The sequence below is a fragment of the Peribacillus deserti genome (assembly GCF_002863585.1).
GTDB classification, from domain to species: Bacteria; Bacillota; Bacilli; order Bacillales; family DSM-1321; genus Paraperibacillus; species Paraperibacillus deserti_A.
In genome coordinates, this window is the sequence record NZ_PGUY01000103.1 from 1 (window position 1) to 19,141 (window position 19,141).

Sequence of the window (19,141 nt, forward strand, 5' to 3'; positions counted from 1 at the left end):
TGTCTGCTTTTCTAGATAGTGTGTTCGTTTTAAGGGTTTGGATCATCAAAGATTAACTAATGAACTGGGTAGGAAAAGCACCGTCCTCCACTTTTCTTGGTGTCCAGTTCCAAGCTGAGAGCCTCGAGACATAAGCCAAGCAGTCAATGAGAAGAAAAGCGCTTCTCAATGCCTCCTCGTCTTATGCTTTTCAGGTCTCTGCCTGCCGCTTTATGGAAAGGATTTCATAAATTTGATCTTCATTAGGGGGCCAATAAAAAGGTTCAGCAGGCACCGCTTTCCACTTTTCTTAAAAAGTTGTATTGTTTTTGGATTTGTTATAAAATTGGAATGAGAATAAATTGAGAATGAAAGTTAAATTGTTCTCTTTTGACGGCCTTTTGGGCGCGTTATTCAGAATTATTATTTTGAGAGTTACATACTCGGAGTGTTCCGGGTTTTTTCAGGTAAGTACTTATATTCACGGAGGTAATATAATGGCTGGATCAACTTTGATAATTAAAGATCTGCATGTTGCGATCGAAGGTAAGGAAATTTTAAAAGGTGTAAACCTTGAAATTAAGGGCGGGGAAATCCACGCTATCATGGGGCCGAACGGTACTGGTAAGTCTACTCTTTCTTCAGCGATCATGGGGCATCCAAAATATGAAGTAACAAGCGGATCTATTACGCTTGATGGCGAAGATGTTTTAGAGATGGAAGTAGATGAAAGAGCACGTGCCGGACTTTTCCTTGCTATGCAGTACCCAAGTGAAATCACGGGGGTAACGAATGCTGATTTCCTTCGTTCTGCAGTAAATGCACGCAGAGAAGAAGGAGATGAAATTTCTTTGATGAAATTCATCCGTACAATGGATAAGCAAATGGATTTCCTTGAGATGGATCCAGATATGGCTCAAAGATATCTTAACGAAGGGTTTTCTGGCGGAGAAAAGAAACGTAATGAAATTCTTCAGTTGATGATGATTGAACCCAAGATTGCTATTTTGGATGAAATTGACTCCGGTCTTGATATCGATGCTCTTAAAGTAGTTTCTAAAGGGATCAATCAAATGCGCGGAGATGAGTTCGGCTGCTTAATCATTACCCACTATCAGCGTTTATTGAACTATATCACTCCAGATTTTGTCCATGTTATGATGCAGGGACGTGTGGTTAAATCCGGCGGTCCTGAACTTGCTCAAAGACTTGAAGCTGAAGGTTATGACTGGATTAAGCAAGAGTTAGGTATTGAAGACGAAACTGTAGGCCAAGAAGCGTAAGTTTTAGGAGGATTGCAATGACCACGGAAACAAAATTGCCGTTTGACCAGGAGTATGTAAGCTCCTTTTCTAAACAAAATAATGAACCTGGCTGGCTTTTGGGTGTACGGAATTCTGCTTTTGCAGCAATAGACACTCTTCCATTGCCCCGGCCTGATAAAACTAAAATAAATAAGTGGAACTTCACAAGTTTTACGAAACATACGGTAGAAAGTGGAGCGTTTACGTCAGTTGAAGAACTGCCTGAAAATGTGAAAACTTTGATTGCGGCTGAAGGAGCCAAGAATCTGTATATTCAACGCAATAATACACCTGCTTTTTCTGTTTTGACAGATGAGCTTAAGAATCAAGGTGTGATTTTTACAGATATTTTCACAGCGGCACGCGACCATGCGGATCTTGTCCAGAAATACTTTATGAATGGAGTGAAAGCGGATGAACACCGTTTAACTGCACTCCATGCTGCATTGCTGAATGGCGGCGTTTTTATCTACGTTCCGAAAAACGTGGAAATAAAAGAGCCGCTGCAAGCTGTATTCCTACACGATAATGCTGAAGCTTCATTATTTAATCATGTATTGGTTGTGGCTGATGATAACAGCCAGGTAACCTACGTTGAAAACTATATTTCTACTGCAGACGAAGAAAACGGCATAGCAAACATCGTGACCGAGGTATTTGCCAATACTAATGCGCGAGTAGCTTACGGGGCCGTTGATAATCTATCAAAAGGCATCACTACCTATGTGAACCGCAGAGGTACTGCAGCAAGAGATGCTAAGATTGAATGGGCACTTGGCTTGATGAACGACGGCAATACGATCTCCGAAAATGTAACCAACCTTGTAGGGGACGGTTCATTTGGAGATGCGAAAACCGTTGTAGTCGGTCGCGGCGAACAAATTCAAAACTTTACAACACAAATTACCCACTGGGGCAAGAACTCTGAGGGTTATATCTTAAAGCATGGAGTAATGAAGGACAGTGCTTCCTCCATATTTAATGGAATCGGCAAAATTGAGCATGGAGCTTCTAAGTCGAATGCTGAGCAGGAATCAAGAGTATTGATGCTTAGTGAAAAAGCCCGCGGTGATGCAAATCCGATTCTCTTAATTGATGAGGATGACGTAACAGCCGGCCATGCTGCCTCTGTAGGACGTGTAGACCCTGTTCAGCTTTACTATTTAATGAGCAGAGGGATACCAAAACAAGAAGCAGAAAGGTTAGTTATCCATGGTTTCCTTGCGCCTGTAGTAAACCAGCTGCCAATTGAAGCAGTTAAAAAGGGATTGGTAGAGGTAATCGAAAGGAAAGTTAAATAATGAATGCCCACGAAATTAAGAAGTTATTTCCGATACTTGACCAGAATGTGAATGGAAGCCCTCTTGTATATTTGGATAGTGCTGCGACTTCACAAAAGCCTCTTCAGGTGATTGAAGAGATCAATACGTATTATCGAGAATATAACTCTAATGTACACAGGGGCGTACACACTCTAGGGACTAAGGCGACTGACCGATATGAAGGTGCCCGTGAAAAGACCCGAAAGTTTATTAATGCTTCTTCTATAGAGGAAGTGATTTTCCTGAGAGGGACTACTACTGCACTGAATCTTGTAGCTGCAAGCTACGGCCGTCCAAACCTTAAGGAAGGAGACGAGATTGTAATCTCCTATATGGAGCATCACAGTAACGTTATTCCTTGGCAGCAGGTGGCGAGACAGACTGGTGCGACTCTGAAGTATCTTCCCTTACAGGAGGATGGCACAATATCTATTGAGGATGTTAAGAATACCATAACCGGTAATACTAAAATTGTTTCGATTATGTATGTTTCAAACGTTCTAGGGGTCATTAATCCGATCAAGGAAATTGCAAAGATTGCCCACGAAAATGGGGCGGTGATGGTGGTTGATGGAGCTCAGGCTGCGCCTCACCTAAAGGTCGATGTACAGGATCTCGATTGTGATTTCTTTGCTTTCTCCGGCCATAAAATGTGCGGACCTACTGGTATTGGAGCTCTTTATGGTAAGAAGCATCTCCTTGAAAATATGGAGCCAATCGAATTCGGTGGTGAAATGATTGACATTGTCGATTTATACGAATCGACATGGAAAGAATTGCCATGGAAATTCGAAGGTGGAACGCCTATCATAGCTGGTGCAATAGGATTAGGTGCAGCTATCGATTTCCTCGAAAGCATAGGCCTTGATCAAATTGAAGCACATGAGCACAAACTGGCCGCGTATGCACTGGATGCAATGTCTAATATCGAAGGAATCAAGATATTTGGACCTCAAAGTGCGGAGCAGCGTGCAGGTGTGATAACATTTAATCTAGACGACGTTCATCCTCATGATGTGGCGACGGTGCTCGATGCGGATGGAATAGCTGTCCGAGCAGGCCATCATTGTGCACAGCCGCTTATGCGATGGTTAAACGTATCAGCAACGGCCCGGGCAAGCTTTTATTTATATAACACCGATGAAGATATTGATAAGCTGGTCCAAGGGCTTGTCAAAACGAAGGAGTATTTCAGCAATGTCTTTTAATAATTTAGATACATTGTATCGTCAGGTGATCATGGACCATTATAAGAACCCGCGCAACAAAGGCGTGCTTGATAATGGGAACCTTACCGTCGATATGAATAACCCTACTTGCGGTGACCGTATTCGTCTAACCTTACATGTAGAAGCCGGTATTGTGAAAGATGCCAAGTTTGAAGGAGAAGGCTGTTCCATCTCCATGTCATCTGCTTCCATGATGACACAAGCTATTAAAGGGAAAAACATTGAGACAGCCCTTAAGCTGTCGAAGATCTTTTCTGATATGATGCAGGGCAATGAATATGATGAAGATATAGATTTGGGAGATATAGAGGCACTTCAAGGTGTGTCTAAATTCCCGGCACGAATTAAGTGTGCGACCCTGGCCTGGAAGGCGATGGAAAAGGGTCTGAAAGCAGAATAAACGGATAGCAGCGGTTCGACAGCTGCTTTTCAAGAATGGAGGAACGAGCAAATGGCTAAAAAGATGCCTGAGATCGGAGATTATAAATACGGCTTTTCGGATAGAGACGTTTCTATATTCCGTTCAAAACGCGGTTTAACTAGAGAAATCGTTGAAGAAATTTCGCGTATGAAAAATGAACCGCAATGGATGCTTGATTTCCGTCTGAAATCATTAGAGCATTTCTATAATATGCCAATGCCTCAATGGGGCGGCGACTTAATGAGCTTAAACTTCGATGAAATTACGTACTATGTAAAACCATCGGAAAAATCAGAGAAGTCTTGGGATGAGGTTCCTGATGAAATTAAGCAGACGTTTGATAAACTGGGTATCCCTGAAGCTGAGCAAAAGTACCTTGCTGGTGTATCTGCTCAATATGAATCAGAGGTTGTTTATCATAATATGAAGGAAGATCTTGAAGCGATGGGCATCGTGTTTAAAGACACAGATTCTGCGCTTAGAGAAAACGAAGATATTTTCCGCGAACATTTCGGGAAAACCATCCCGCCGACAGATAATAAATTTGCGGCTCTAAACTCAGCGGTTTGGTCTGGAGGCTCCTTCATCTATGTTCCAAAAGGAATCAAGGTGGATACTCCTCTTCAGGCATATTTCCGTATTAACTCGGAAAATATGGGCCAATTCGAGCGTACATTGATTATCGTAGATGAAGATGCAAGCGTGCATTATGTAGAAGGCTGTACAGCTCCGGTTTATACAACCAACTCACTTCATAGTGCAGTCGTTGAGATTGTTATTAAAAAAGGTGCATACTGCCGTTATACCACTATCCAAAACTGGGCTAATAACGTGTTTAACCTTGTTACAAAGCGCGCTGTCTGTGAAGCGAATGCAACCATGGAATGGATTGATGGCAACATCGGTTCTAAGCTTACGATGAAATACCCAGCAGTCATCCTTAAAGGTGAAGGCGCCCGTGGTATGACCCTTTCGATTGCAATTGCAGGTAAAGGGCAGCACCAGGATGCAGGGGCTAAAATGATTCATTTAGCACCAAATACATCTTCAACGATTGTTTCCAAATCTATCTCTAAACAGGGCGGAAAAGTTACGTACCGCGGTATTGTACACTTCGGCCGTAAAGCAGAAGGTGCACGTTCCAACATCGAATGTGACACATTGATTATGGACAATAAATCTACTTCTGATACCATTCCATATAACGAAATTCTAAATGACAACATTTCTCTTGAGCACGAAGCAAAGGTTTCCAAGGTGTCAGAAGAGCAATTGTTCTACTTGATGAGCCGTGGAATTTCTGAGCAGGAAGCTACTGAAATGATTGTTATGGGCTTTATTGAGCCATTCACAAAAGAACTACCAATGGAATATGCAGTTGAAATGAACCGCCTGATCAAGTTTGAAATGGAAGGTTCTATTGGGTAATTAAGAAAAAACCTTTGTACAGCGACGGTTTTATGAAATGTGATAAATTGTAAAATTACCGGCGAGCCGATTTGGTGCCGATTAGATTTTATCTTTTTGTTTAGGAGGCGAACTTTTGAAGTTCGTCTTCTTTTATTTTTCAGTTTCAAGATACGTATCCGCTGTTGTTTTAAAGGACTTAAACCCCGTGCATTTTGATACCTTTCTCTAAACTTTTTTTCCGTTCAAGATACCACTTTCCTAAATAAAAAAAATTTACGGCCTTTCATGTACAAAAAAGGATAGATAATTGCTCATCTATCCTTTTTTGTGTGCGATTTGATGCTTCATTTTCTCGAGGTCTTAAGCTGGTACCCCCCGGACGGCAGGTTCTTCCTTCGGGTCCCGCCTTAAACTTGTCAGGGCTGTCCAGGCGATGGAGCTTTTCCTATCTGATATTTAATTGTTTACCTACAGGGAGGTTTCCAGTTATAATGGAGGATGTTAAATTTCGGTTCTCGAAACAATTGTGCTTACGTATTGAGGATGAAAAAATTACATAAAGAAAGGCGAGAGCAACTTGGATAAATCCAGCGGAAAGAAACGACTGCAGCTTGCAGTACTTTTAGGATCTCTGGGAATTTTGGGTCCTTTTACAATCGATACATATTTGCCGTCCTTTCCTACTATTGTAAAAGATTTTAATACGACCGCTTCACTCGTTCAGATCAGTTTGACATCCTGCTTATTGGGTCTTGGTTTAGGGCAATTAGTCATTGGTCCATTGAGTGATGTGAAGGGACGCCGGAAACCTTTGTTGTTTTTCCTTGGTTTATACATCCTAGCATCCCTCACATGCTCCTTTTCCCCCAATATCTATTTCCTTATTGGGTGCCGTTTTGTACAGGGATTCGCAGCTTCAGGTGGAATTGTCATATCTAGGGCAATCGTAAGGGACCTTTATAGCGGAAAGGAACTGACAAAGTTTTTTTCTTTAATGGTATTAGTAGGGAACCTTGGACCAATCCTAGCCCCGATTGCAGGAGGGGCAATCCTTGCTTTTGGTGATTGGAATTGGGTTTTTATTGCACTGGCGTGTATTGGAATCATATTGATCTTTACCGTTTCATTTAAGTTAAAAGAGACGCTGCCAACTGAAAAGCGTGTCCCGAGTAATTTGCCTTATGTATTGGGCAATTTTGGCACATTATTTAAAAATAAAGAATTCATGGGCTATGCATTAACACAGGGGTTTATCACTGCCGGTATTTTTGCCTATGTTTCTGGTATTCCGTTTGTCTATCAGAATGTTTACGGAGTGACCCCCCAGCAATTTAGTCTTTTGTTTGGGGTCAATGGGGTGGCTTTAATCATTGGGAGCCAGTCAGTCGGCCGCTTAACCGATACCGTTTCGGAAGGGACTTTCCTGAAAATAGGTCTTGCCCTTGCGAATGTATCTGGTTTAGGGTTATTGATTGCACTCTTACTAAAAGCACCGCTGATCGGTGTCGCTATCCCGGTGTTCTTCTTTATATCATCCATTAGTATAATCGGAACGTCGTCTTTCACCTTGGCCATTCAGTCACAGGGCCATATGGCGGGCAGCGCGTCTGCCTTATTGGGGGTATTGCCTTTTGTCATGGGCTCTCTATCTGCCCCGCTTGTAGGGATCGGCGGAGCCTACACAGGAGTTCCCATGGCCGCCGTCATTTTTGGCGCCAGCGTTTTGGCTTTCCTTTGTTATTTCATCCTGGTAAGAAAGTCTAGGTCCCAGGAGACACTTCTAATGGCCAAACGGAAAGCTTGAAAAATATGAAATGATTGATTGTCTATTGCGAAAGTTTAGGTGTCAGGGAACTGTATGCCGATTTTAAACAACTTTCAAAACAGCGGTTGTTTTATAAAGGCTCTTTTCTTAAAGATCGTTGTTTTTTTATAAGTTCTGTGAACAAAACCTATAGTTAAACAGGTTGATTGGAACGTAAGGTGCGAGACTCCTTGATCCAGCTACAAGCTGAGACCCTCGAGTCATAAGCCAATCCGTCTATGGGGAGAAAAGCACTCCCCACAGCCGGCTCGTCTTATGCTTGGCTAACGCACGATGCACAGGATGTGCGAGCCAGGCGGGGCCACAGGACGTGGCCGTTCAAGCGTGGTAAGTGCGACTAGGCTTCTGTTTTCACTGTCGTTCGCCAATCAGCAAGTCTTCTTTATCGGGTCTCTGCCTGCCAAATTGTTTAGAATTTTATATCAATTGGGATTATCACTGAGCGTTTAATATTTATATGTTGGGCAGGCACCGCTTTCCGCTTTTCTGTGCGGGTGCAGCGGGTATTGTCCAGCTCCAAGGCTTTAGACCCTCGAGTCATAAGCCAATCAGTCCATGAGAAGAAAAACCGCTTCTCACGGCCTGCTCGTCTTATGCTTTTCAGGTCTCTGCCTTGCCTAAGATTTTGTGTTGATAAAAGATGAGCTTATCATGAGAGTTCTTAAATAATGTTAATGGGAAGGCACCGCTTTCCGCTTTTCTTTTTGTCCAGCTCCGGACCGACACCGCGGGTCTAGCAACCGCCATTAAAAGGCAAAATCGGCCTTTTACTGCCGCTCGTCTTATGCCGGACAGGTGTCTGCTTTTCTTTTAGCGTTTTGCCTCTAATTAAAAAAGATTACCATTCAGCTTTTGGATGGATCTTTTCTTGAAAAGCACCGTCCTCCGCTTTTCGATTAGGTGAGACCCCACAGGCGAAGCCGAGGAGGCTCGGGCGCCCGCCCCTAAGGTCCGCGAGCATCCTGTAGTGGAAATAAACCCTTGTTCAATAACAACAAAGTTTGCGAAAACAGCCTTTATAAAAAGAGAGCTCCACTGTAACATAAGTAGTTCAGTTATTGTGGAGAAAACTTAAAATAACAAGCTAAATAACATTTGAATTCACAGGTCGATTCACATAGTAAATAGCACGCAAAAAGCTCAGAGTTTATGGGACCTTATTCCATTAAATCCCCGTTTATTGAATAGTTGGAGTATCGTTATGCATCTTTTCTCTCTTTTTTTATTTGGTTAAGAGTCATCATTAAACCAGTTAATCCCGCAGCAAAGGAAGGTGGGATACTCCACGCCAGATAACTCCATTGCCCTGTAAGTAATGATATGAAGAGAAAAATAATTGGAAAACCTACTAACACTATTAAAGAAGCAAAAAGTGCAAATTTATTATTTTTCATAGCTAACCTCCTTATATATTTAAAAAGGATTCAATTAAACCGTCCCTTAACGGAACAGGACCAACTTTGTTTCTAATAATATTTTAACATTAATTTCCTATTCCTTTTGATTATTTTTAACAGCTAAAATAACAGCCTTAACGGCACCCTGAATAACGAATGACAATAGCTACTTTCATCCTGTTAATTGGTATGCTATACCACTCGTTAATTCGGCAACGAAAACAGGAATAACACTTACATATCAATAAAAAAACGAGTACAAAACCTTTGCGATTTTATACTCGATTTTTAACGCTAATTCTATTGTTTCTCCACGTTATCTGAACTACTTAACTGTAACAGTTAGCACTTTTTTATTCAATACGTGTACCGTTCACGGAGACTACGTGAGAAAGCCCACTCATGTTTGAGAAGGGCTTTTTCCTTTTTCACATCTAAATTGTCCTTCTGCATGTCCTCCGATGTTTTATACCGCATGTAAAATATGTATGTCAAACTTTTAAAAAATGGATGGCATAATGTAATAATACATCCAAATCGATACCCCATTTTTTATTTGGAGGCACCTGGTTTCTTGATCAGATTCTGATCGTCTCATAAATATTTACCTGATTCAATATTTATACAAGTATAATAATTTTATGGCTCACACTTGTGTTAATACAGGTTTTATTGTAAAGTTAAAATTATCAGAATATAATAAAGTCAATGGCGTAAAAACCATGTGACGTAAAGCGCATTTGTAAAAAGGGGGCAAATGGGCTTTTCTTGTATCTGTTAAATTAAGCGCTTACATCACTTGAAAACACAACAAAGGGGGAAGTTTATGGGGAATCAGTCGTTAAAAAGAGAGTTGAAAAGCCGTCATGTCTTAATGATTGCTTTAGGGGGAGTAATTGGCACGGGATTATTTATGAGTTCTGGCTATACCATTCATGAAGCAGGTCCCGGGGGAGCAATGGTAGCTTATATATGGGGCGGATTTGTGATGTACCTGACCATGCTCTGTCTGGGTGAATTAGCGGTCAGGCTGCCTGATGCGGGGTCCTATCAGACATATGCCACTAAGTATATCTCACCATCGGCAGGCTATGTGGTGGGATGGATGTCATGGCTCAACTGGGCGGTAACGATTGGCCTTGAGCTTATTACCGTCAGTATGTTAATGAAACGCTGGTTCCCGGATGTATCAACCTGGGTCTGGTGTGTCGTCTTTACACTGCTCTTATTCTTTGTTAATGCGCTGTCCACGAAAAGTTTTGCAGAAGTGGAATTTTGGTTTGCTGGAATTAAGGTCATTACGATTATAGCTTTTATATTCCTTGGAGGAGCCGTAATCTTTGGCTTTCTTCATCTAGATGGACAACCTGCCCCATATTTATCTAATTTTACGGGGAATGGCGGACTTTTCCCGAATGGGCTTGGAGCAATCATAGTTACCATGATTGCTGTTAATTTCTCATTTCAGGGCACAGAGCTCGTGGGGATCACAGCAGGGGAAAGTGAAGAACCTGAAAAAACCATTCCAAAAGCCATTAATAGTACGGTATGGCGAATTTTTATATTTTTTATCCTCTCAATCTTTATTCTTTCTGCCCTATTTCCTTGGGAAAAAGCAGGGCTTGTCGAGAGTCCGTTTGTTGTTGTCTTTGAGGGGCTCGGAATCCCGTATGCGGCAGATATCATGAATTTCGTTATTATCACGGCTGTGCTTTCAGTAGCCAACTCTGGATTGTATGCAACTTCCCGGATGCTTTGGTCCATGTCAAGGCAGGGGATGATCAGTCCGGCGTTTGGCAGGCTGAATAAGAGAGGTGTACCTATGCTGGCACTTATTGTGTCCCTTGGTGTAGGCTGCTTATCCTTATTATCTGGTATTTTTGCCGAAGATACCGTGTACTTATGGCTGCTGTCCATTGCTGGGTTTGGCGCGGTATTCATCTGGCTTTCAATTGCCGTTTCCAATCTGCTCGGAAGGAAGCATTATATGAAGCAAGGCGGCAGAGTAGAAGATTTGAAATACAAAACGCCTTTATATCCGCTTGTTCCGATTCTTGCGATACTCTTCAATTCTGTGGTGATAATCAGTCTTGCCTTTGTACCAGAACAGAGAATATCCCTATACTGTGGAATTCCATTTATGATTGCCTGTTATCTGTATTACATCTTCGCAGGCAGGAAAAGAATGAGTGAAGTGGAATCGCAGCAATCTTCCAAAGTGGACAAGACAGCTAAAATATAATAATTAACACTAGGGTCCTTCTCTGTATGGAGAAGGGCTTTTTACTTTAGTGGGGAGAGTTCCGCTTTATGTTGAAATGAACTACCGGGAATTAAAAAAACCTTCGATTTACAGACGGATCGAAGGTTTTTAGTGCTTAAGGAAATTAAGCCAATTGCAGAGCTTCTACTTTTTCTCTATATAATTGCAGTAATTCTGCATCGTCTAAGCTTAACAGGACTTTTTCCTGAATGGACACTTCTGCTTCCAGAATCGCCTTTTCTGTTTTATAACGTTCAATTTCGGATAAAAAATATCTCTTTAGTACTAACATCAGAATTCCCCTTTAGTTTAAACTACTTATTATTTCGACAAATTCTCCCAATATTTTAGCATAATAGACAAAATTATCAAAGGAAAAATTCCCCTTATCTAAAAAAGGCTGTATACAATGCGTTTCTTTTAGCCATAGACAGCCTCGGCTGACCTCGATTGCACCATCCATCAAAAAACTTGGGAAATAAAGACTGTCCCCCTAACAAATTCTGATAGGCCGCGGGCTGGGGCACTTGGGAAATGGGGGACAGTCCCCAAAAAAAGAACTCACCCCAAAAAAGTTCATATCCTAATGTCCAGGCAGTCTCTAATAGATATAAGGATATAAGGTTTACTAAGGATAGGCGGTGTATGCTGGATGGTATGGGTACAGTCTGAGATAGACCGGCTGATCGGGGTGCTGGAAAAGGATCAATCTAAAGATGGTTCCTGGGATTATCCCTTTGAGACGGGTTTGATTACAGATGCTTACATGATTATCCTCATGAAGCTCTTAGAACAGGATGATGAACCGCTTATTGAATCTGCTGCAGCACGGATTTGGAGCAGGCAGGAGGCAAATGGTGCATGGAAGTTATTTCACGATGAGCCTGATGGGAATCTGTCCTTAACCATAGAATGTTATTATGCTTTATTGTACTCGGGCAAACGGAAGAAGACTGATCAACAAATGAGGCTGGCTAAAACGTTCATTTTGTCGAAGGGCGGTCTCAAGAAAGCCAGTATGTATACCAAATTTCTGCTTGCTATGACAGGGCAGTTTAAATGGCCGGCTATTTTTCCAGTGCCATTAGAAGCTGTTCTTCTTCCTTCCTCCTTTTTTATCAATATGTATGATATTTCTGTGTTCGGCCGGTCCAATCTAATACCACTCTTGCTGCTGGGAAACAAAAAATTTCAACTGAAAACGGATGCTGCACCGAATCTGGGAGATTTATATCTTACAAGAAAAGATGAAGAGGATTGGGAAGAATTTAGATCAGGAGAGATTAAGAGTCTTTTTCACATGATTACTTATGGGGTAAAAGCATTAATTGGCATTCCCCGCTATCTTCATCCACTTGCCATCGAGGCTGTCAAAAGGTATATGTTTGGCCGGCTGGAAGCTGACGGAACTTTATATAATTATTTTAGTTCTACTTTTTACATGATTATGGCCCTGCTGTCACTTGGCTATTCTAAGACCGACCCTGTGATAACAAAAGCGCTAAATGGCCTGAAAACAATGGCCTGTACGATTCATAATAAGGTCCACTTTCAATATACGACCGCCAATGTCTGGAATACTTCCTTAATCAGTTATGCCCTTCAGCAGGCTGGGCGTTCCCCTGATTCCTCTGCTGTGCGTAGAGCGAATAACTATTTGCTCTCCCGCCAGCATTATAAATATGGGGATTGGATTATTCATAATCCTGATGCATCTCCAGGCGGGTGGGGATTTTCGGACTTAAATTCAATAAACCCGGATGTCGATGATACAACTGCGTCTTTAAGGGCGCTGCATATATTGAAGCCGGAATATCAGCAAGCCTGGACCCGTGGACTGGCATATACCTTATCCATGCAGAATCAGGATGGGGGGTGGCCGGCTTTTGAAAAGAACGTGAATAAGAAATTTCTCCATCTCCTGCCCATACAGGGCGCTGAATACATCCTGGCCGATCCTTCAACTCCGGATTTAACAGGAAGAACCCTGGAGTTTCTAGGCAGATATGTTAACTTGAAAATCCCTGATGAGAGAATAGACAGAGGAGTAACCTGGCTCCTTCAAAATCAGAAGAAAAACGGTTCCTGGTACGGCAGATGGGGAATCTGTTATATTTTTGGCACCTGGGCGGCCTTGACAGGGCTGGCGGCCGCAGGAATATCTTCCTCGCATCCAGCTATAAAAAAGGCTGCTGGCTGGCTCCTAGCTATTCAAAATGAAGACGGAGGATGGGGAGAATCCTGTCTAAGCGATATTCAGAGGAAGTATGTTCCTTTAGGTGCCAGCACCCTGACGCATACAGCATGGGCAGTCGATGCTCTGATTTCTGTATCAGATAAACCAGTGCCTGAGATAGATAAGGCCATTCGTTTCCTGATCAGGGAGGGCAAAAGTGAAGGCTGGACCAACCAATATCCAGCCGGTCAGGGAATGGCTAATTTTTTTTATATCCATTATCACAGCTATCGGTATGTTTTTCCGCTCTTGGCCTTAAGCCACTATAAACATAAATATATCACGTGAAAAAATACTGCAGCAAGAGCCGAAAGCTTACAAGTCCCGGCTCTTTTCTTTTTGGTCAGCCTGTATTTTCTCTAATTCTTCTTCGATGTCCCTAAAAATAAGATCATCGGAATGCTTGTCTTCTATCCTGTTTTTCCAAAGCAGCCACACGGCCTTTCCATCACTTGGAGTACCATTTGGAAAATCCATTGGAAAAAGGGCAAAGAACATGGTATTAAAAGAAAAATATTGAAATTGGTAGCTCCACACACTTGGTTCCATATATTTTAAGAAAATGAATAGGTTAACGAGAAGGATGCTTGCCAGATTGAAAATAGATCCTCCAAGAAAGATAAGCGTATTAGACATACGGGTGTTACAGCCTAACTTTTTAAATTCGCACCCGCCGCTCCAGAAGTAAAACGTTCGAATCTCAACCTTCCACAAGGAAAATAAAGTTCGGCCGCAGCCTACAACGATTTTTTTTTCCCGCCCTCCGTAAATCGTTACGAAAAACAGATGGCCGCACAAATGAATAACAGTCACAATGGGAAAAATAACAAAAAAGGCAGAGAAGAATTTCAAAAAGTCATTAAATCCGAACATAAAAACCTCCTTACCTTTCTTTGAAATGGAAACAAAAGGTACTCTAGGCTCATACCCTCTATTCCAGGTATATAACTGTAAATTGATTCCTTTCTGACACCTATCAAGAGCTCCGGGAGGAGGTAAACCCGTCCCGCTGTGCTATAATGAAGCAAAACTAGAGTGAGAGGTAACCATATGATTTTTATCGGTGTGACGGGCTGGGGTGATCACGACTCCATTTATCCTGATAAAATAGCTGCGAGGGACAAACTCGAAGAATATGGCGGTCACTTTCCGGCAGTCGAGGTAGATGCTTCCTTCTATGCGGTTCAGCCTGAAAGAAATGTGCGAAAATGGATCTCTGTTACTCCGGAAAACTTTCAGTTCATAGTCAAAGCGTATCAGGGGATGACGGGGCACCAGCGGGGAGACATACCATTTGCTGATCAGAAAGAAATGTTTGAGGCCTTTAAAAAATCTGTTATGCCATTTAAGAGTGCTGGTAAGCTTGCAATGGTACTTTTTCAATTCCCTCCATGGTTTGACTGCAAGAAAGAAAACGTAGACATCTTACGATGGTGTAAGGAAGAAATGGGTGAGCTCCCGGCAGCTCTGGAGTTCCGTAATCAATCCTGGTTCTCGCCTGACTATTATGAGCGCACCTTGGATTTTATGGAGTCAGAAGGCTGGATACACAGCGTCTGTGATGAACCGCAGGCGGGAGAAGGCTCCATACCTCTGATAGCCAGGGCAACACATAAAGACAAGACCCTCATCAGGCTGCACGGTCGGAATGTACATGGCTGGAGAAAGCCTGCTTCTGGCGATAAATGGAGAGAAGTACGATATTTATATAAATATAACCGTTCAGAATTAGAAGAAATGGCAGGTATTATAGAAAACCTCCATAACCAAAGTAAAGACGTATTTGTTTTATTTAATAATAACTCCGGCGGAGACGCTGCCGGAAACGCTAAAGAAATGATCGATATCTTAGGTTTAGAATACAAAGGGTTAACATCCAGGCAGCTTGATCTTTTTTAGGTGTTGATTAATAAGGTGTGTTGGAGAAGGGCCCGATAAAGAGTAAAAAGAGGTATCCCATGAATGAAACAGTCCACATTTATCATATAAACGATTTACACAGCCACTTTGATTCATGGCCCAGAATAAAACAATTCCTAGCCAAAAGAAAAAAGTCGCATACGGAAGCAGGAGAGGAAATGATCATTGTGGATGTGGGAGATCATATCGACCGATCACATCCTTTTACGGAAGGTACCTATGGAAAAGGAAATGTCACACTACTTAATGAAGTTGGCTGCCAGTATGCAGCCATTGGCAATAATGAAGGAATCACCCTGCCGCATGACAAGCTGGATGAATTGTATGCGGAGGCGGACTTTAAAATACTGGCGGCTAATATTTTTAACAGGAACGGGGACAGGCCTTCCTGGGCACTGCCTTCTGTTATACATGAAACAAAAAATGGCATAAAAATTGGCTTTCTGGGAGTAACAGCTTATTATCAAAAGTATTACGAGCTCTTGGGGTGGAAAATTACAGATCCTTTTCAAGTGCTGGAAAATGAGATGTCAATCATAAAAAAAGAAGCGGATGTCATTGTTCTCTTATCCCATCTAGGTTTGTATGATGACGAAAGGATAGCAGAGGATTTTCCCGATGTGGATGTCATACTTGGCTCACATACTCATCATGTGCTGCACGAGGGAAAGGAGATTCATAACACCCTGCTATGCGGTGCCGGAAAGTTTGGCTATTATGTCGGCCATGTTGAAGTGAGTGGCACTGGCCGTGAAATGACTAAGAAAGCACGGGTGTATGAAACTCATGATTTGGAGCCTGCAGGGGGAGAAGCGCTATTCGCTGAAAATCTATACGCAGCTGGCAAAAAGGCATTAAGTTCAGTTGTTACTCATTTGCCGGTTGAGTTATCAGCCCAGTGGTTTGAACCCTCCGATCTTCCGCGTCTATTATGTGAGGGTCTTACAGAATGGTGTAAGGCAGACTGCTCGTTCTTAAATTCAGGATTAATATTGGATAAGCTGCCAGAGGGTGCTGTGACAAAATTTGATATTCACCGCATATGCCCCCATCCTATAAATCCTTGTCTGGTAGAGCTGGAGGGCAATGAGTTAAAGGAAATCCTGCTTCAGTCAAAGAGTCAGGATTGGCCGGAGCTCCAGATAAAAGGACTTGGCTTCAGGGGCAGAATCATGGGAATTATGGTTTATGACCAAATAAAGTTCAACGGCCATGTTATAGAGATTAATGGGAGGCCGCTTGATAAAGATAAGACTTACAAACTGGCCATACCGGATATGTTTACCTTTGGCCGCTTTTTTCCGCATTTACAAAGGCTTGAAGAAAAACATTATTTCATGCCGGAATTTTTACGTGACATTCTTGAGCAAAAGGTTCGCCATGCAGGTTCCCCGGCAGCTATTTAGCTGAACATTCTCCATCACCCATTGATTCCTTTTTTCATATGTATGAAGAAAAGGCAAGGTGGGGGTTATATGGTTACTTTAAAACCGATTATCATAAACAATGTCACCTTCTTGGGTGTGGCTGTAGAACTGCCTAAAACATCCTTATTGGCCATTACATCTGACAGGGGCTACGTGATGTGCGGTGCCCTGGACATTGGACTGTTGAATGAAAGGTTAAAGGATAGAAGGATCCTTGCTGGACGTGCTGTAGGAGTAAAGACACTTGATGAGCTGCTAGAGGCTTCTCTGGAATCTGTAACCTTGGAATCCGAACGGCATGGAATTACAAAGGGGATGTCTGTCAGGGAAGCACTTCTAAAAATGAGCTGAGAATAGCAAAAAGCTGCCAGGTATCACTCCTGACAGCTTTTTTATAGAGGAAGACTTATGGCCACTCACGTTCGGCTTCCTTTTCATCCGGTTTAACATAAGGATCCAGCTCATAAGGGTGAAGATCTCCGAATGTGGTCATGATTCCTTCTTCATCTAGCATGTTTTCGTATTCCTCATGCCGCTCATTGGGATAAACGGTAATATTGTTCCCGTACATATCATTACCAATGAAATTCTCATAAGCCTCGACATAGCCTACTTGTTCTTCCCCTTCTTCATACATATCTCCATATAGGTTTTTCGGCCTGAAGAAGTCGGAAGGGGAATTTGATGTACCGTGCTCAGCGGTGTCCTGCCAGGCATCCTCCGCATCATAAGCGACATTCTCATCTTTTTCATCCATATCAAATTTTCCGAAAGGAGGCATTAATACTCCTTCCTCAAGAGGACGGCCAACGGCTACAAATTGGTCTGCATGATTTATACAATACGTAGTGCTCGGGATTGCCTCTAATCTTTCAAATGGGATTTCCTCGCCGCATACTTTGCAGGTACCATACGTACCATCATCAATGGCTTTTAATGCGTTTTTGATATGGCTGTATTCGAGTTTGTAATGCTCGTTTAATGCTATATCTTTTTCTCGTTCAAATAATTCTGTTCCCTGGTCGCCCGGGTGATTATCGTATCCAGATAATTCACTCATGCTTTCCTGCGGGAATCTCCAGTCCAGGCCTAGCTGGTCATTCTTTTGAAATCGGGTTTCAAATTGTTCTTTGTTCTCAGTCAAAAGGGTTTTAAAGTGTGATAATTGTTCAGGGGAGAGCATATTCTAACTCCTTTCTTTCGGTGAATCGTGTGCTGGTAATTGCACATTATATTGTTTTTATTTTCAGTCTGGACGGGATTTATTATGTAAGGAGTATCTTTTACCAGAACGAAAATGCGGGACTCAGAGGGGGATAGTAACTGCGTGTATTTGTGATACTAATAAGCAGTACTACTTTAAATTGATGAAAACGGGGGAAATTCAATGGTAAACCAGGATTTTGAACAATTTAATAAAATTCAGCAAAAACATAAGTCGGTGTACATTGGAACAGGCCAGGATGATCAGGTGGGGGAAGAAGACCCGCATTCACATTCAAATAATAAGAAAACAGATTATGCTCCAGGTGTTACTGGGCGGCAAGTATAAGACAAGAAAACCTGTGGATGCCTACCAGTCCACAGGTTTTCCTTTTATTCAAGCAGGGTTAGTAGGTAAGCAATAATTCATACACTTCATTTAAATGCTTTGCTCGTTCAAGGTCGCCTTCTTGTTTTGAATAATCGATAGCTTCATTCAAAATATTATTGAGGTAGTCATTTTCCTCTGCAGTCAATTCATCCACAAAAGCTCCGTCAGTAGAAAAATTCCTTTTAGACACTAAGTCATACAATCTCTTCCCGACTGCATCATTTTCCGTATGTCCTGCCAGTATTTCTCTTAAATAACCTAAAGATTGGTCCATATGTGAAAACTCCCTTTTGTCATTCATAGGTGATGCCCTGCTTTTAGTGTGCAACAGCAAGACGGGTAACATACCTCTGATGATGGAAGTTTGGAAAGGCTGTTTTCGCAAACTTTGTTGTTTTTGAACATGGGGGTTGATTTCCACTACAGGATGCTCGCTTTCCGCGGGGCGGGCGCTGAGCCTCCTCGGCTTCGCCTGTGGGGTCTCACCTGTCCCGCTGCTCCCGCAGGAGTCTCGCACCTTACGTTCCAATCAACCTGTTTAACAATAGGGTAGGTTCACCGAACTACTAAAAAACAACAATCTTTTAGAAAAGGGCCTTTGGAAAAGACCTAATATCTGGGTATTTGGGGCGGATATCTGCTTTTTATCTAATTATTGCGTTTATAATAAGTGGAAAATCATAGTGCACTAAATTAAGACCTCTTTAAAAGGCTGTTTTCGCAAACTTTGTTGTTATTGAACAAGGGGGTGGATTTCCACTACAGGATGCTCGCGGACCTTAGGGGCGGGCGCTGAGCCTCCTCGGCTTCGCCT

The 19,141-nt window shown here is 42.2% G+C and carries 17 protein-coding genes; 12 read left to right on the plus strand and 5 right to left on the minus strand.

Going from position 1 to position 19,141, the window contains the following annotated elements:
• Positions 1-476: 476 nt before the first annotated feature.
• The 6 genes from sufC (at position 477) to CUU66_RS23595 (ending at position 7,469) form a co-directional block, all read left to right on the plus strand.
• Positions 477-1,262 (plus strand): Fe-S cluster assembly ATPase SufC, encoded by a 786-nt coding sequence (gene sufC / locus CUU66_RS23570; protein ID WP_101645846.1) that lies wholly within the window; start codon positions 477-479, stop codon positions 1,260-1,262.
• Positions 1,263-1,279: 17 nt separating this feature from the next.
• Positions 1,280-2,584: a Fe-S cluster assembly protein SufD gene (sufD, locus tag CUU66_RS23575; RefSeq protein ID WP_101645847.1), complete on the plus strand. Its 1,305-nt coding sequence runs from the start codon at positions 1,280-1,282 to the stop codon at positions 2,582-2,584.
• Entirely contained in the window at positions 2,584-3,813 is a 1,230-nt protein-coding gene (locus CUU66_RS23580) for a cysteine desulfurase (RefSeq protein WP_101645848.1), read from the plus strand. The genes sufD and CUU66_RS23580 overlap by 1 nt, the downstream gene beginning before the upstream one ends.
• Entirely contained in the window at positions 3,803-4,234 is a 432-nt protein-coding gene (sufU, locus tag CUU66_RS23585; RefSeq protein ID WP_101645849.1) for a Fe-S cluster assembly sulfur transfer protein SufU, read from the plus strand. Before CUU66_RS23580 ends, sufU begins: the two co-directional genes overlap by 11 nt.
• Before the next feature lie 51 nt (positions 4,235-4,285).
• Positions 4,286-5,683: a Fe-S cluster assembly protein SufB gene (gene sufB, locus CUU66_RS23590; protein WP_101645850.1), complete on the plus strand. Its 1,398-nt coding sequence runs from the start codon at positions 4,286-4,288 to the stop codon at positions 5,681-5,683.
• A gap of 559 nt (positions 5,684-6,242) precedes the next feature.
• Positions 6,243-7,469, plus strand: coding sequence for a multidrug effflux MFS transporter (locus tag CUU66_RS23595; protein ID WP_101645851.1), 1,227 nt, complete (start codon positions 6,243-6,245; stop codon positions 7,467-7,469).
• Positions 7,470-8,689: 1,220 nt separating this feature from the next.
• Here CUU66_RS23595 and CUU66_RS23600 read toward each other — a convergent pair.
• On the minus strand, positions 8,690-8,884 hold the full coding sequence (locus CUU66_RS23600; RefSeq protein WP_101645852.1) for a hypothetical protein: 195 nt from the start codon (positions 8,882-8,884) through the stop codon (positions 8,690-8,692).
• Positions 8,885-9,713: 829 nt separating this feature from the next.
• Between CUU66_RS23600 and CUU66_RS23605 the strand changes: the two genes are divergently transcribed.
• Entirely contained in the window at positions 9,714-11,129 is a 1,416-nt protein-coding gene (locus CUU66_RS23605) for an amino acid permease (protein WP_101645853.1), read from the plus strand.
• Between the two features lie 145 nt (positions 11,130-11,274).
• Here CUU66_RS23605 and CUU66_RS24500 read toward each other — a convergent pair whose 3' ends face one another.
• The gene (locus CUU66_RS24500) at positions 11,275-11,442 is read right to left on the minus strand and encodes a hypothetical protein (protein ID WP_180955413.1); all 168 of its coding nucleotides are present in this window, start codon (positions 11,440-11,442) and stop codon (positions 11,275-11,277) included.
• Between the two features lie 360 nt (positions 11,443-11,802).
• Between CUU66_RS24500 and shc the strand changes: the two genes are divergently transcribed.
• Positions 11,803-13,674, plus strand: a complete 1,872-nt coding sequence (gene shc, locus CUU66_RS23610; RefSeq protein WP_101645854.1) for a squalene--hopene cyclase — start codon at positions 11,803-11,805, stop codon at positions 13,672-13,674.
• A gap of 27 nt (positions 13,675-13,701) precedes the next feature.
• Here the strand turns inward: shc and CUU66_RS23615 are convergent, their stop codons facing one another.
• Entirely contained in the window at positions 13,702-14,259 is a 558-nt protein-coding gene (locus CUU66_RS23615) for a hypothetical protein (protein WP_101645855.1), read from the minus strand.
• Positions 14,260-14,436: 177 nt separating this feature from the next.
• Here CUU66_RS23615 and CUU66_RS23620 point away from each other — a divergent pair, with 177 nt between their 5' ends.
• The 3 genes from CUU66_RS23620 to CUU66_RS23630 all read left to right on the plus strand — a co-directional run bounded on the left by CUU66_RS23620 (position 14,437) and on the right by CUU66_RS23630 (position 17,084).
• On the plus strand, positions 14,437-15,285 hold the full coding sequence (locus CUU66_RS23620; RefSeq protein ID WP_101645856.1) for a DUF72 domain-containing protein: 849 nt from the start codon (positions 14,437-14,439) through the stop codon (positions 15,283-15,285).
• 59 nt (positions 15,286-15,344) lie between these two features.
• Positions 15,345-16,712: a bifunctional metallophosphatase/5'-nucleotidase gene (locus CUU66_RS23625; RefSeq protein ID WP_101645857.1), complete on the plus strand. Its 1,368-nt coding sequence runs from the start codon at positions 15,345-15,347 to the stop codon at positions 16,710-16,712.
• Between the two features lie 69 nt (positions 16,713-16,781).
• Positions 16,782-17,084: a YunC family protein gene (locus CUU66_RS23630; RefSeq protein WP_101645858.1), complete on the plus strand. Its 303-nt coding sequence runs from the start codon at positions 16,782-16,784 to the stop codon at positions 17,082-17,084.
• 55 nt (positions 17,085-17,139) lie between these two features.
• On the opposite strand, the gene CUU66_RS23635 is transcribed toward CUU66_RS23630, so the two are convergent.
• A complete protein-coding gene (locus CUU66_RS23635) occupies positions 17,140-17,916 on the minus strand; it encodes a TraR/DksA C4-type zinc finger protein (protein ID WP_101645859.1) in 777 nt (258 codons plus the stop codon).
• A gap of 204 nt (positions 17,917-18,120) precedes the next feature.
• Between CUU66_RS23635 and CUU66_RS24505 the strand changes: the two genes are divergently transcribed.
• Positions 18,121-18,285, plus strand: a complete 165-nt coding sequence (locus tag CUU66_RS24505) for a hypothetical protein (protein WP_180955414.1) — start codon at positions 18,121-18,123, stop codon at positions 18,283-18,285.
• A gap of 58 nt (positions 18,286-18,343) precedes the next feature.
• Here the strand turns inward: CUU66_RS24505 and CUU66_RS24510 are convergent, their stop codons facing one another.
• On the minus strand, positions 18,344-18,601 hold the full coding sequence (locus tag CUU66_RS24510) for a sporulation protein (RefSeq protein WP_180955415.1): 258 nt from the start codon (positions 18,599-18,601) through the stop codon (positions 18,344-18,346).
• Between the last annotated feature and the right edge of the window lie 540 nt (positions 18,602-19,141).